The sequence below is a fragment of the Paenibacillus luteus genome (assembly GCF_006542765.1).
Lineage (GTDB): Bacteria > Bacillota > Bacilli > Paenibacillales > Paenibacillaceae > Pristimantibacillus > Pristimantibacillus luteus.
In genome coordinates this window covers 1-13256 of record NZ_SKCD01000043.1, presented here as the reverse complement: position 1 = coordinate 13256, position 13256 = coordinate 1, and the positions used below count along the sequence as shown (strand labels likewise).

Annotated in this window: 14 protein-coding genes; 11 read left to right on the top strand and 3 right to left on the bottom strand. The window is 42.8% G+C overall.

The features are described from left to right. Window positions 1-31 precede the first annotated feature (31 nt). From E0496_RS26005 to E0496_RS25990, 4 genes are all read left to right on the top strand, one after another. The gene (locus E0496_RS26005; protein ID WP_141504660.1) at window positions 32-961 is read left to right on the top strand and encodes a glycoside hydrolase family 43 protein; all 930 of its coding nucleotides are present in this window, start codon (window positions 32-34) and stop codon (window positions 959-961) included. Between the two features lie 48 nt (window positions 962-1009). After that, window positions 1010-3409 carry an alpha-L-arabinofuranosidase C-terminal domain-containing protein gene (locus E0496_RS26000; protein WP_141504659.1) on the top strand — a complete coding sequence of 800 codons (2400 nt, stop codon included), beginning with the start codon at window positions 1010-1012 and terminating at the stop codon, window positions 3407-3409. A 223-nt stretch (window positions 3410-3632) separates the two neighbouring features. Continuing rightward, entirely contained in the window at window positions 3633-4754 is a 1122-nt protein-coding gene (locus E0496_RS25995; RefSeq protein ID WP_141504658.1) for an NAD(P)/FAD-dependent oxidoreductase, read from the top strand. Window positions 4755-4835: 81 nt separating this feature from the next. Further along, entirely contained in the window at window positions 4836-5036 is a 201-nt protein-coding gene (locus E0496_RS25990) for a hypothetical protein (protein WP_141504657.1), read from the top strand. A gap of 88 nt (window positions 5037-5124) precedes the next feature. Here the strand turns inward: E0496_RS25990 and E0496_RS25985 are convergent, their stop codons facing one another. Both E0496_RS25985 and E0496_RS37270 read right to left on the bottom strand, forming a co-directional pair. Then, window positions 5125-5511, bottom strand: coding sequence for a hypothetical protein (locus tag E0496_RS25985; protein ID WP_141504656.1), 387 nt, complete (start codon window positions 5509-5511; stop codon window positions 5125-5127). Then, complete coding sequence (locus E0496_RS37270) at window positions 5435-5599, bottom strand: stalk domain-containing protein (protein ID WP_421924696.1); 165 nt, start codon at window positions 5597-5599, stop codon at window positions 5435-5437. Before E0496_RS37270 ends, E0496_RS25985 begins: the two co-directional genes overlap by 77 nt. 551 nt (window positions 5600-6150) lie before the next feature. Between E0496_RS37270 and E0496_RS25975 the strand changes: the two genes are divergently transcribed. The 3 genes from E0496_RS25975 to E0496_RS25965 all read left to right on the top strand — a co-directional run bounded on the left by E0496_RS25975 (window position 6151) and on the right by E0496_RS25965 (window position 9057). After that, entirely contained in the window at window positions 6151-6807 is a 657-nt protein-coding gene (locus tag E0496_RS25975) for a glycosyltransferase (RefSeq protein WP_141504655.1), read from the top strand. A 167-nt stretch (window positions 6808-6974) separates the two neighbouring features. Further along, window positions 6975-7934, top strand: coding sequence for an N-acetyl-gamma-glutamyl-phosphate reductase (argC, locus tag E0496_RS25970; RefSeq protein ID WP_141504654.1), 960 nt, complete (start codon window positions 6975-6977; stop codon window positions 7932-7934). A gap of 127 nt (window positions 7935-8061) precedes the next feature. After that, complete coding sequence (locus tag E0496_RS25965) at window positions 8062-9057, top strand: alpha/beta hydrolase (RefSeq protein ID WP_175598122.1); 996 nt, start codon at window positions 8062-8064, stop codon at window positions 9055-9057. A gap of 76 nt (window positions 9058-9133) precedes the next feature. On the opposite strand, the gene E0496_RS25960 is transcribed toward E0496_RS25965, so the two are convergent. Next, window positions 9134-9682 (bottom strand): TetR/AcrR family transcriptional regulator, encoded by a 549-nt coding sequence (locus E0496_RS25960; RefSeq protein ID WP_141504653.1) that lies wholly within the window; start codon window positions 9680-9682, stop codon window positions 9134-9136. A gap of 249 nt (window positions 9683-9931) precedes the next feature. Here E0496_RS25960 and E0496_RS25955 point away from each other — a divergent pair, with 249 nt between their 5' ends. The 4 genes from E0496_RS25955 to E0496_RS25940 all read left to right on the top strand — a co-directional run bounded on the left by E0496_RS25955 (window position 9932) and on the right by E0496_RS25940 (window position 13097). Next, window positions 9932-10366 carry an SRPBCC family protein gene (locus E0496_RS25955; RefSeq protein ID WP_141504652.1) on the top strand — a complete coding sequence of 145 codons (435 nt, stop codon included), beginning with the start codon at window positions 9932-9934 and terminating at the stop codon, window positions 10364-10366. A gap of 255 nt (window positions 10367-10621) precedes the next feature. Next, complete coding sequence (locus E0496_RS25950) at window positions 10622-11227, top strand: pentapeptide repeat-containing protein (RefSeq protein WP_141504651.1); 606 nt, start codon at window positions 10622-10624, stop codon at window positions 11225-11227. A 161-nt stretch (window positions 11228-11388) separates the two neighbouring features. Beyond that, window positions 11389-12636 carry a TolB-like translocation protein gene (locus E0496_RS25945; RefSeq protein ID WP_141504650.1) on the top strand — a complete coding sequence of 416 codons (1248 nt, stop codon included), beginning with the start codon at window positions 11389-11391 and terminating at the stop codon, window positions 12634-12636. 152 nt (window positions 12637-12788) lie between these two features. Beyond that, a complete protein-coding gene (locus E0496_RS25940) occupies window positions 12789-13097 on the top strand; it encodes a hypothetical protein (RefSeq protein WP_141504649.1) in 309 nt (102 codons plus the stop codon). Window positions 13098-13256 lie beyond the last annotated feature (159 nt).

Sequence of the window (13256 nt, the reverse complement as noted above, 5' to 3'; positions counted from 1 at the left end):
AATATTTCAGCTATAAGGATGAGTGATATCAATGGCAGCTAATATGGAACAGTACGCGGGTTATTTGTTCGCTTATTTTAAGGGCGAGCGGTATGAGGACGGGGAACAAGTGTATTTTGCGCTTAGTGAAGGCAATAACGCATTGGCTTGGAGAGAGCTGAACGGAGGACGGCCCGTTCTTGTTTCTACGATGGGGGAGAAGGGGGTTCGCGACCCGTATATCGTCCGATCTCCACTTGGCGATTCGTTTTATTTGGTGGCGACCGATCTGCGGATACACGGCAATGGCGATTGGAAACGAGCAGTTACGGCTGGAAGCCGTTCGATCATGATTTGGAATTCATCGGATCTTGTTGATTGGTCACAGCAGTTGATGGTAGAGCTAGCGCCGGAGGGGGCAGGCTGCACGTGGGCACCGGAAGTATTCCGGGATAGCAGCTCCGACGTATACCATGTCTTTTGGGCTTCCATGTTGGACAGCGACCATTTGGGTGATGAAGCGGAAGGTTATCATCGAATGTTGTATGCCACTACGAAAGATTTCGTTTCGTTCAGCAAACCGCAAATATATATGGATTATGGGTATTCGGTCATTGATACAACGATGATAGAAGCTAGGGGCAAAGTGTATCGGATTAGCAAAGGACGCAACATTATACAGGAATCAGGCGATTCCTTCGATGATCTAAACTATAAGCTTATTAATGAAAGCGTCGAGCAGCCGTATTTAAAACAAGGTGAAGGGCCGATTATTTTCAAATCAAACACAGAAGACAAGTGGTACGCATTCATTGACGAATACGTGGATCGTGGCTATATTCCACTTGAAACAACGGATTTGAGCTCCGGTAATTGGGCCTTGCCCGAGCACTTCTCTTTGCCAGCATCGCCGCGGCATGGTTCGGTGATTCCTGTTACCCAGCTTGAATACGATAGATTGCTAGAACGATATGGAGGATAAGCATATTGATGTCGATCACTGGATATCGGTTAATGGAGGAGATGTTAAATGAGTGAGAATCAAGGAAAGCTAACGATACACACGAAGCAACGCGGTGCCGAACTTGGCGATTTATTCGGTATTTTCTTCGAGGACTTGAACCATGCGGCCGATGGTGGACTTTATGCAGAGCTAATCCGCAACCGTTCGTTCGAGTTTGATCCGATCGATCATCCGGATTTTCATTCACTGACCGCTTGGGAGAAAATCGAGAGAGGCGGCGGACAGGCCGAGCTCTTGATTGAGGACTTGCAACCGATGAATGAACGTAATAGACATTACGCTGTTATTGCCATTGATAAGCCGGGTGATGGAGTTGGAATCGCGAATGTCGGCTTCAATTCGGGAATCTCTGTTCGGGAGGGGGAAGAATATCGATTCTCCTTTTACGCGAGGCGCGAACAGAGCTTGGCCGAACCTGTCCGTATTACGATTGAAAGCAAGGCAGGTATCATTCATGGAGATACGACAGTTGTAGTAGACTCTTCCGAATGGAGAAGATACGAGGCTATCATTACTGTTAATGAAACGAATTACAGCAGCAGGCTGGCGATTACGACAGGCGGATCAGGTAAGCTGTATGTGGATATGGTCTCGTTGTTCCCAGTGAAGACATTCCTCGGACGTACGAACGGGCTGCGGGAAGATATCGCGTCTTTGCTGGCTGATCTGAAGCCGAAGTTCATGCGTTTTCCCGGTGGCTGCCTCGTACATGACGGCTCCCTGAATCCGGATGACCGAAATTCGATGTACCGTTGGAAAAATACGATCGGTCCTGCTGAGCAGCGTCCTTCAAGAAGGAACAATTGGCAATATAATCAGACGCTTGGTTTAGGCTATTACGAATATTTCCTGTTTTGCGAGGACATTGGCGCAAAGCCGATTCCCATCCTGCCAGGCGGGTATGACCCTCATCATAAACGGATCGTTCCAATTGACGAGCTAGGCCCGTGGATCGATGATGCACTTGATCTGATCGAATTCGCAAATGGTGATCACTCGACGGAATGGGGAGCTATCCGAGCTGAACTTGGTCACCCAGAACCATTCGGGCTCGAATATATCGGCATTGGCAACGAAGAGGTCGGTGAACCTTTCTTCGAGCGGTACAGCTATTTCCATCAAGCGATTAAAGCGAAGTATCCGGCTATGAAAATCATTAATTCCAGCGGCCCGTTTGCGGCCGGTGGCGAATATGAGAGGGGCTGGCAGTCAGCACGGGAGAACGGCTCAGATCTAGTGGATGAGCATTACTATCAATCTCCGGAATGGTTTCTGGCTAACTTCAATCGTTATGATGGGTTCAAGGCTGATGAACCAAAGGTGTTTTTGGGAGAATACGCCTCATGGGGAAACACCTATTATAATGCAATCACTGAAGCGGCCTTTATGATCGGCTTGGAGCGTAATGCCCATGCGGTTGGGTTAGCATGTTATGCGCCTATGCTCTGTAACGTCGATTATGTGAACTGGAAGCCCGATCTCATCTGGTTCAACAACCATGAGGTGTTCGGAACGCCAAACTATTATGTGCAGAAGTTGTTCATGAATCATCAAGGAGACCAATTGCTTCACATTGAAGCGAGCGGCTTCTCGAAGCCTCAAGTCGGAGAGGCGAAGCCAATAAATGGCACAATCGAGCTGGCCGCGAACGCCAGCAGCGTTAACTTCTCGGACGTGCGCATTGTGAACAACGATACAAGCGAAGAGCGGTCATTCGCAGGTTGGACAGCCGAGCTGTCGGATACCGAGGAGGCTCGCCTTGAAGGAAAGACGAAACGAACTGTTCGACTTGGCGATACGGATTGGACTAACTATACGCTGTACATGACGGCTAAGAGGATTGACGGATCTAAAGGCTTTGTCGTGTACTTTGGCCAATCAGACGAACAAAACCAATTGTTCTGGGAAATCGGCGGCTGGCAAAATCAAGATTCCATGATCAGCTCCCGCGTAAATAATCGCAATTCCTGCTTAACCCAAAGCTTGTTCGCCGTCGAAACTGACGTCAACTATGAGCTTGTGCTAGAAGTATCGGGAAGACGGATACGTGCTTACATTAATGGAGAGCTCATTAATGATACGGTTGATAAGCAGCCCATTATCCAACCACTCTACAGTTCCTCGAGCGCAGATGATATAACAGGCGACACGATTGTAAAGGTTGTCAATATACAGGACGTCGTCGTATCAGCAGACATCGCTTTGGAAGATTGGATAGAGTCAGGCGAACACATCGTTGAAAGCTATGAACTATCAGGTCATTCACTTGAGGATGAGAACAGCTTCGAGCAGCCTCAGAAGATTGTGCCGGTTCAGTGCGGCTTTTCGTTCGAAGGAAACAGCTTTTCTCATGAGTTTCCGGCACACTCCGTTACCGTATTTAGAATCAAAACGCCAGCCGTATAAGCTGGCGTTTTTTACATATGTCACATCCATTATGAGAAAAGTTATATGATGAGTTATGACGGCATACTAGCTATCAGGTACAATGAGGTTGCGCGGCACTACTTACATTTAGGGGATGGAAACCAAGTGGAAGGCAACTACTGCGTGAGTTCAACAGCTTTTTCTATTTGATAAAGATGTCGTTATAATAGGAAGAACGATTACATAAAGGAGTGAAATTAGCATGAAGGTCATTGTCATTGGAGCGGGAATAGCTGGTGCATCAACCGCTTACCAATTGGCTAAGCAGGGAGCAGATGTCCTTATCGTCGATCGGAAAGATGAAGGACAGGCTACGGATGCAGCTGCCGGCATTATTTGTCCTTGGTTGTCACAGCGGCGCAATAAGGCTTGGTATCGCCTTGCGAAAGCCGGAGCGTCTTATTATCCTTTGCTGATTGAAGAGCTTGAAAGAGAAGGAGAAACCGAAACCGGCTATGCCAAGGTTGGGGCCCTCAATATACATATGGATCCGGAGAAGATCGGTAAAATGGAAGAGCGAGCTTACAAGCGTATAGAAGACGCGACCGATATCGGAGAGATAACTCGGCTTGATGCACATAGGACTCGTGAGCTCTTCCCGCTGCTCGCTGAAGGATATTCATCCCTTCATATTAGCGGTGCTGCCCGCGTTGATGGCCGGGCACTGCGTGATGCTTTGCTTCGATCTGCGCAAAGAAACGGGGCTGAGCTTATATATGGGAATGCTAAGCTTGAATTTCAATCCAAGCGTGTAACAGGTGTTACGGTTGGGGCAGATCACTACCCGGCTCACCTAGTTATCGTTTGTGCAGGAGCTTGGGCAGGGACGTTGCTGCAACCTTTAGGCATTGATTTTAAAGTGAGTTATCAGAAAGCGCAAATCATGCACTTGCAGGTGCCTGACGCCAATCAAAATACGGGTAAATGGCCGGTCGTTATGCCGCCTTCCGATCAATATCTGCTCGCCTTTGAACAGCAAAAAATCGTGATAGGGGCGACTCATGAAAATAATATAGAAGGCTATGATACGAGGATCACGCCTGGCGGAATGCATGAAATTTTAAGCAAATGCCTTGCATTCGCCCCTGATCTGGCAGATAGCACATTCCAGGAAGTAAGGGTGGGCTTTCGCCCCTTTACAGCCGATTTCCTTCCGGTCATAGGCGCCATTCCTGATTGGGAAGGACTTCTTGCAGCTAACGGTCTCGGGGCCTCGGGATTAACGATGGGCCCTTATATTGGAGTCCAGTTGGCGAAGTTAGCGATTGGAATGGAATTAGATATTGATTTAAACGACTATGACATTCGTAAAGCCATTAGCTGAGCTGATGGTTAATACGATCATTCACCAAGACTAAACGCATGTGATATGATTTGGCCTATATTGGAAATAGGAGGGTATAAGATGTGCATAATTGAAATTCATCACGCTGTGATTGTTTCTATTGATAAAATAGGCTTAATCTATACCGACTCCCAAGGTAATCAGGCTCAAATTCAATTCATTGAGTGTAGAAAATTGCATTCTAGTAAAGGCTATAAGCATTTCCGAGCTATATGTGCAGAATTAGAAGCAAATGGCTGGTCAACTTTTGACTTAGGATAGAGAATAATCGTAGGATTTCAGTATACCTGTAAAGCGCTAATTTGAAATTTGAGTGTCAACCGGTAGAACCTTCAACCTGCGGATGAATCTAACGGTTCTGGTCACTATTCTGTAGGTAAGGAAGTTCAAACTCATCGGGTTCCCAACCGGGAACAGGCGGTCTTCTTAACTGTGGGAAACTTACACTATCAACCTTCCACGCCCCAGCGGTATAAACAAGATTAGCTATCCGATCGCTGACGTAATAAGTTGCTCCGGACAAGTCAACTCCTTGAGTAATGGTTTCTAATAATCTTGCTGTTGTACTATTTTTGTAATATACAGATGATACATAATCATATCCATGCTCAGGATTGCCAAGTTGAAGATTGGATTCCATGCCTTTTTCAATGAGATTGTCAATAAAACGATTGGTAAAGAAAGACTTGAAATGGAGTCGAATATCTTTTATGGCTGATAAATCGCAGCGGAACATAGGTGATACTATTGATTAACTCGACCGGTACATCCAGTTCAATCTCGGTATGGTCGACAATCACCTTTTTGGAATTGACGGTAAGCAGGATATTGATATCGTCTTGCTTTATTTCAATTGTTTTTAGCTGCGAATTCTACTTCACGATAGCGCCCAAATTTTGAGATACGGCTCGTAAAGGGATCAACATGCGGTTGTTCTTCAATTGACCGTTTTCAATTAGCGTTGGGTTATAGGCGAAGCCTACGGTTGGTAGGGGGGGAAGGGCCACAATCGTGAAAGCCAGCATCGCTAAAGTCAGTTTCTTAATGATGTTAACCTCCTTCTAATAAAACTATAGACGCAATATTCTTTGAAATGTTACGAAAAAGTTCCAATTATTTACTGGATTTAAGAATCGCAAAACGTCTTGAAAGTTAGGATCGAATCCAAACAATAGGGAGAAAATTATGATGCAAACTAATTAAGAGAATTATGGACTGCGACATTCTAGGAGGTAAACATGAATGACTAGACGCTGTTACACAGTTCATTGCAAAGCCACTCCATAAATTCAGTCTAATCCTCCGATGCATGAAATTAGAAAGATAGTCCAAAATAATGCAGGATGTCTAATTCGTGATCAGGAGGAAATAGTAAATGAAATTTCGAGTTCTCAAGTTGGCTATTTTATGCATGTCCCTTACCTTGATTTCTACCCCTTTTCAAGCTGAAGCTAGCGGGATTCAACAGGTACGAATAGAAAAGCAGTGTTTAAGCCAATCAATGGTGCAGTTTAAGTTTGACTTTAGGAAGCTTTGGATTGATCATGTCGTTTGGACAAGAAACTATATTGTGAGTGCTGCTGCGGAGTTGCAAGATCAACAAAAAGTGCTGGATAGACTTTTGAAAAACCAGCAGGACATTGGCGATGCCATAAAGCCGTATTATGGAGAGGAGGCAGGCAATAAACTGGCTGCACTCCTGCGAGAACATATTCTTATTGCGGGAAAAATTGTTGATGCCGCGAAACAAGGAAATCAGGCAGCTGTGGAAACATATAATAAAGAATGGTATAAAAATGCGGATGACATTGCTCAATTTCTAAGCAGTGCTAATCCAAATTGGTCGAATAAACAATTGAAGGATCTGTTATATATGCACTTGCAATTGGTTACAGATGCTGTCAAAGCAAGATTAACCAAGGATTGGGACGCCGATATCATCGCTTTCGATAAAGGGCAAGAGCATATCATCATGCTAGCTGACGCCCTTTCAGAAGGAGTGATTAAGCAATTTCTGCAGCAATTTAAATAATGAGCCTCCCTTGAATTTTACCGTTGCAAAGAGCACCTAATTAGACTAGGTGCTCTTTTGCATGCCACGATTATTGGACAGAACTCCTCGATTATTGGAAAATAACGAATTGTATATAAATACTCTTTAATGTATAATTATTCATTATGTGTACGGAGGGATGTACTATGAAAGTATTTGTAGATGGCCAGTACGGGACGACGGGACTAAAAATACATAACAGACTTTCGAAGCGAAAGGATGTAGAACTTCTAACGATTTCGGAGGAGGATAAAAAGGATCCCGAGATTCGAATTAAGGTATTGAATGAAGCGGATATTGTATTTTTGTGTCTGCCAGACCATGCTGCTCGAAAAGCCTTGACACTCATTAAAAATCCCAATACCCGGGTGATTGATAGCAGTACGGCTTTTCGTACTCATGATGAGTGGACCTATGGATTACCAGAATTATCTGCTTTACAACGGGGCGAGATCGCCAGCGCTGCTCGTGTGTCAGTGCCGGGTTGTCATGCTACGGCATTTGTACTTGCGATTAATCCACTTGTCCAAAAGGGAATCCTTCCGTCTGGTTATCCGGTTAGTTGTCAATCATTAACGGGTTATAGTGGTGGGGGCAAGGCATTAATTGAACAACATGAGGCAGGTCGTTTTGGTAATGTAAACGACAGCCTAAACCACCCACAGCACTATAGTTTAAACCTGGATCATAAGCATTTGCCTGAAATGAAGAAATTCACAGATCTTGCGTTCCAGCCTGTATTCCTTCCGACGGTTTGCAATTATTATAATGGTATGGTGATGACGATTCCTTTGGTTACTCGTCTGCTTATTAACCAACCTAGCCTTCAGGAAATTCATGCTGCCCTCACAGATTATTATCAAGGAGAAGCGTTCGTAAGAGTCATCCCGCTTGGTGATACAAAAGAAATTTCTCAATATGCTCTTGATCCAACGCTATGTAACGGAACGAATTGTTCTGAGATTTTTGTTTTAGGAAATGATGATCAAGTTCTTATCGCATGCAGACTAGACAATCTTGGGAAGGGTTCGTCGGGGGCAGCAATACAATGTATGAATATCATGTTGGGACTTGATGAGGGATTGGGGCTTATCGAAGGTATGTGATGCCGCAGTATTATTTTGCTCGTTCATACTCCGTTCATATTGTCGTCATGGAGAGTACATTTTCGTCGTGTAAGCTTTCCTTAGCGGTCGATAAGACAGCACAATCTAGAGATGATGACAGGAGAAGATGCGAGTGGGAATTCGAGCGGCAAAGAAAACAGAGTCTGATACAGGAACAGGTAGGATGAAAAAAATATTTAAGATGATACTAAAGATATTAGCCGTATTAGTTATCCTCATTGTGGTTTTTGTAGCCATTGTTTTTATCGTTAATAAGATCAGCACGAAATCGGAGCAAGGGAAAATACAAACCTATGGTCAATTAGTACCCGTGGATGGGAAAAATATGAATGTTCTGATTCAAGGACAAGGCGAAGAAACGATCGTGCTCCTTCCAGGTTATGGAACAGCATCACCAGCGCTTGATTTTAAGCCGCTTATTGAAGAGCTGGCACCATTTTACAAAGTCGTCGTGGTTGAGCCATTTGGATATGGATTAAGTGATGGAACCAAAAAAGAACGAACCACTGAAAATATCGTGAGTGAAATTCATGAAGCGCTGCAAAATCTAAATATCGACCGTTATATTCTCATGGGTCACTCCATTGCAGGGATTTACGGAATAGACTATGTCAACAAATATCCAGACGAAGTAAGCGCGTTTGCTGGAGTTGATAGCAGTGTTCCAATGCAAGGCGGTATGGATGCTGAGCTTCCAACCGGAACGTTTAAGCTGCTCAAACAATCAGGTTTCGGCAGATTGATGCTGAAATTCGGTGCTGACCCCTATGAAGGACTGCCGTTTGATGATGAAACGAAAGAACAAATGAGAATGTTTACTCTTAAAAACATGTATGAGTCTACCACTTTAAATGAAATGGAACATATTTACCCTAACTTTAAAGCAGCTCGAGGCTTAACCTTCCCACAAAATCTTCCGCTTATTTTCTTTATCCAAGCAAATAATACGGGCGTTGAAGGATGGATCCCGCTGCATGAAGAGCAAATCAAAGATTCTGTTCATGGCAAAGTGATGACTTTTGATGGAGATCATTATTTGCACCATACCAAATCAAAAGAAATCGCTGAAAACTTTAGGGCGTTTATGGAAGAAGTGAAATAAGCGAACAAAAAACCGTCCATAGGGCGGTTTTTTTCCTTTTCAGCCATTCTCCGCGTTGCGGAATCATACAGTTAGATTAATTGCACATTCTGTCTAACAAAGTCCCCAATTGCTCTGCTAATTCTTGATGTGGGATAGGCTTTTCATTTGTGAACCACCATTCCACTACTCCTACATAAGCTGAAGCAACAAAGTTAACGATAACCACTTTGTTTAATCCAAGGTTTTTTCCAGCGGTCACATCCACCTCATCCCTAAACTCTTCGATTAAAAAGTTATGGAACCGGTTTCGAAAGTAAGGGGCTCCTTTACTGGCTAGCATCATTGAAAAGAATGAATAATTACTGTCAAAGTATTCTGTCCAGATTAATGAACCGTTAATAAAATCAATATCAGCGGCCGCTTCGCATCTTTCTCGGAGCTCGATGATATGGGTTTCTATGAGCTTATCTAGTAAATCATATTTATCAAGGTAATGTAGATAGATCGTTCCCCGGCTGACATTTGCTCTGTCGGAAAGATCTTGGATCGTAATATGATCGAAATTTTTTTCTGCCATCAGTTCAAGGACTGCTTTTTTTAATGCTTCTTGGGTTTTTAATATTCTTCGATCCACTTTAGGCATCGGGAAGTCACCAGACTTTCTAAACATAATATACATGATCAAGCATTTGTTTACTGGTTAACTAATAGCGTTCATTTAACAATGAATTAATTTATGTACCACTATATAATTATAGACAGATGTACAATAATATATCAAGCATTATTCATGATGTTATGTTATTGATTTATGTACTTCAGACATATCGACTGTTAGTGAATGATCATGATATGATTTGAGAAGAATATATTCATATCAGGAGGTTTTGCAATGGGACAAGGTAATACGATAACAATAACGATTGAAACGGTTGTTCATGCCCCTGTTGAAAGCGTGTGGGATTATTGGACGGAACCGAAGCATATCACACAATGGAGTTTTGCCTCTGATGACTGGCACACGCCATTCGCTGAGAATGATCTAAGGGTTGGCGGTACATTCGTCACCAGAATGGAAGCTAAAGACGGCAGCTTTGGATTTGATTTTGGCGGTGTATACGACGAGGTTAACCTTAACGAGAGCATTTCCTACACCATTGGCGACGGTAGAAAAGTGAAGATTGCTTTTCATCGCCAAGACAATAACACGCATATCATCGAATACTTCGAAGCAGAAGATAGCAACGAAATCGAGATGCAGAAAGCCGGATGGCAAGCGATTTTAGATAATTTCAAAAAATATGCAGAAGCAGCTAACGAAGAATAAATTTTCTTCGCAGCCTTAGAAGCGCATGCCGACATTGGCATGCGCTTTTTCAATGTGTGACGAACAGCTGGAAACACAATTGTAATAGTAATTTCATCTATTTACGAAGGGGATCGCTGGAAGAGAATTCCTGCTTGCTATGTTGGATAGAAAACTGTTAAAAAATAAATATCTTGACTTTTTCGTTGATTTGCGCAGGGTCTTGACTGCCGTATGCTATAGTATTAAAAGTTAACCACACATAGGAGGCATCTGATGTTTCAATATAGCAATCAAAAATATACGGGAGTAAACTTTGGCACACAAGATTTAAGATACGGCGAGTTAATTAGTTGTACCTTTCATCGTTGCTCGTTTTCTAACGGATCTCTTGAGGAAATTACGTCAAGCAACTGTCGTTTTATAGAGTGTGATTTTCGCGGAGCATCGTTAAATGGTTCCATACATAAAGAATCTGCGTTTGAGAATTGCAGCTTTAACGGAGCTAGTCTTTTTGTTGCCAAATTTGAAGAATGCAAAATGACCGGTTCGGATTTTTCTGGCTCCAACATGGATGGGATCACCATTTATCAAGGGGATTGGTCTTATACGAATTTGAGGCATGCTAGATTAGTTAGACAGGATTTACGTGCGATTAAGTTTTTTGAAGCAGATTTATCCGGAGCGAACCTAGAAAAAGCTGATTTAAGAAATGCTGATCTGACCATGGCGTTACTGGCAAAAGCAAAGCTACAGGGAACTGATGTACGAGGGGCGAAAATGGAGAGCGTGGATTTTAAAACATTTTCCATTATGGGGATGAGAATGGATAGAGAACAAACAGTCTTGTTCTCGCTCTCTCATGGAGCAAAGGTGGATTAAGGATTATCGAACTTCTATATTTAAAAAATAAAGACCCATAAGAACGGTTGCTTTATGAGTGAAGCGACTGTCTTATGGGTCTTTAATGAAACTGAAACTAAATCCAAACATCATTCGTCTAAATATTGGGATAATGAGAAGGAATTGGGGGAGGAAAAAAGTTGAAGATAAGAGCTCTTGTCATTTTGGTTATAACCATGGCACTAACAGGATGTACGGCTACTGAACTTGAATCGGGACAAAGTACCGCACAATCCAAAATTGAGGTTTCTAATCTTGAGGAAGATCTTAACACCGCAGAGACCAAAGAAATTGTGACTGACCTTCAATACCATAAAGAGAATTGGACGGAGCTGCAAGATGAGTGGCAGGAAGAAGCTCAAATGGTTAGAACATTAAAGAGGATCAGTTCTAAAGCACAGGAGAGGAAAGAGGAATTTACAACAACGGTTAGAACGGGACATGGAGATATTGTTCTTAAGTTGCAGAAGGTGCAATACAAAGATAAAACAATCGTGATTCCTCAAGAATTCGATGATTTTCCTTTGGAATTTACGTTTACACGGGAGGGGGAGACACTACTCATTGCTGCGGAGAATGGACTTTGGATAGTGAATAGTTCCAACAGCCAGCCTGAAAAAATATCTTCAAACCTCTATAATGGTAAAACTTATGAAGCCTTCGCTAAAGAGTCAATAGAATTACATGGGAAAAACTACGTAAGCTGGAACAGTGGCATCCTACCAAGTCCGGATAGCACAAAGTTGGTTTACAACTCTAATAAAAATGACATGGAATCGGGCGGGTCTGCTCTTTTTACGTTTGATCTCGCAACAGGCGCTGAGTTTATGATAGCAGATACGGTTGGTGTCAATTATCTCGTCAATGGATGGTTGAATTCCGAAAGTGTCATCTGTACAAAATATAAGGATACCATCCTCTCTACAGTTTTAGTTAACCTGGATGGTGAGGAGATTGATCTCAAACTTGAAGGGAATTCTGTCATTTATTCTGTGCAGGATGGACGGATTGCGTATATCACGCATCAGAGTAATGGTAGTGATGAATTTCATATTGCAAGAGTGGATGAAACGGGTACGCTTCAAACAATCACTTCCACACCAATGGGAGGAAAAGTAAGAATTCGCGCCGGCATTGAAGGCTTCAGCCCCGATCATACCTATGCAGCCTTCCTATATGTTCCGGACGAGGAGCCAAAGAAGAGGTACATTAAAGTGGTGAATCTGAACAAAGGCACCATAGTGGATATAGACTCGTTGCCTGACGATATTAATCCTTCAGCGAACATTGTGGAATTTTCTTGGATCAACGAAAACACGTTGTTTGTCGAAGTTCAAGAGGAGGAATCTGGAGTCAAAAAGAAGTCCAATTGGACCTATTCCTTGTAAAGAGCGGTTTAATCGCAGGCAAGTGTTTTTATTTAAAAAGAATTGATTTGTTGCATGATTAAGTTAAAATAAGAGTCGTACAATCTTATGGATGAGATGTGGTTATACAAACAGAGAACGTGCATATTGAGGAAAATATTGGAGGTATCATATTGAGTCAACGCTATCGTATTACAAGAGCATTACAGGAAAATGAAAATTCACCGCAAACCATTTCCTTGGAAGAATGTAAAATGTATTTTGCATCCAAGACTGATTTTGCCTATTCATCCGTGTTTACGGTGACAGGGGCTACTACAATGTCCATCGACGGAGATTTTTTCATGTGGAGCTATGGCGACAAGCAGATTCCTTTCAGGCTATATCAAGGTGATCTTTATGTATCGGGCACTAATGAGGCCGTGATTCCCATGATGAAGGAAGTTGCCAGTGCATTAGAAGCAGATGTGTTGGAAGGGTAATATTTTCGAACACGATAGAAGCCCACATCTTGTTGAAGTGCTCCCTGTCAAGTAGACAGTGAAAAAAACAAAAAAACGGTTAGGCCTATCCCTCAGTTCAAGTACAGAGAACTGGGGGATTATTTCATTACGCAGCTCGACGATACTCATGGGGAGACA

Excerpts from the sequence above, each read along its gene's own strand:
- E0496_RS26005 (WP_141504660.1), top strand. The coding sequence starts at position 32 with ATGGCAGCTAATATGGAACAGTACGCGGGTTATTTGTTCGCTTATTTT.
- E0496_RS26000 (WP_141504659.1), top strand. The coding sequence starts at position 1,010 with ATGAGTGAGAATCAAGGAAAGCTAACGATACACACGAAGCAACGCGGT.
- E0496_RS25995 (WP_141504658.1), top strand. The coding sequence starts at position 3,633 with ATGAAGGTCATTGTCATTGGAGCGGGAATAGCTGGTGCATCAACCGCT.
- E0496_RS25990 (WP_141504657.1), top strand. The coding sequence starts at position 4,836 with ATGTGCATAATTGAAATTCATCACGCTGTGATTGTTTCTATTGATAAA.
- E0496_RS25985 (WP_141504656.1), bottom strand. The coding sequence starts at position 5,511 with ATGTTCCGCTGCGATTTATCAGCCATAAAAGATATTCGACTCCATTTC.
- E0496_RS25975 (WP_141504655.1), top strand. The coding sequence starts at position 6,151 with ATGAAATTTCGAGTTCTCAAGTTGGCTATTTTATGCATGTCCCTTACC.
- argC (WP_141504654.1), top strand. The coding sequence starts at position 6,975 with ATGAAAGTATTTGTAGATGGCCAGTACGGGACGACGGGACTAAAAATA.
- E0496_RS25965 (WP_175598122.1), top strand. The coding sequence starts at position 8,062 with ATGCGAGTGGGAATTCGAGCGGCAAAGAAAACAGAGTCTGATACAGGA.
- E0496_RS25960 (WP_141504653.1), bottom strand. The coding sequence starts at position 9,682 with ATGCCTAAAGTGGATCGAAGAATATTAAAAACCCAAGAAGCATTAAAA.
- E0496_RS25955 (WP_141504652.1), top strand. The coding sequence starts at position 9,932 with ATGGGACAAGGTAATACGATAACAATAACGATTGAAACGGTTGTTCAT.
- E0496_RS25950 (WP_141504651.1), top strand. The coding sequence starts at position 10,622 with ATGTTTCAATATAGCAATCAAAAATATACGGGAGTAAACTTTGGCACA.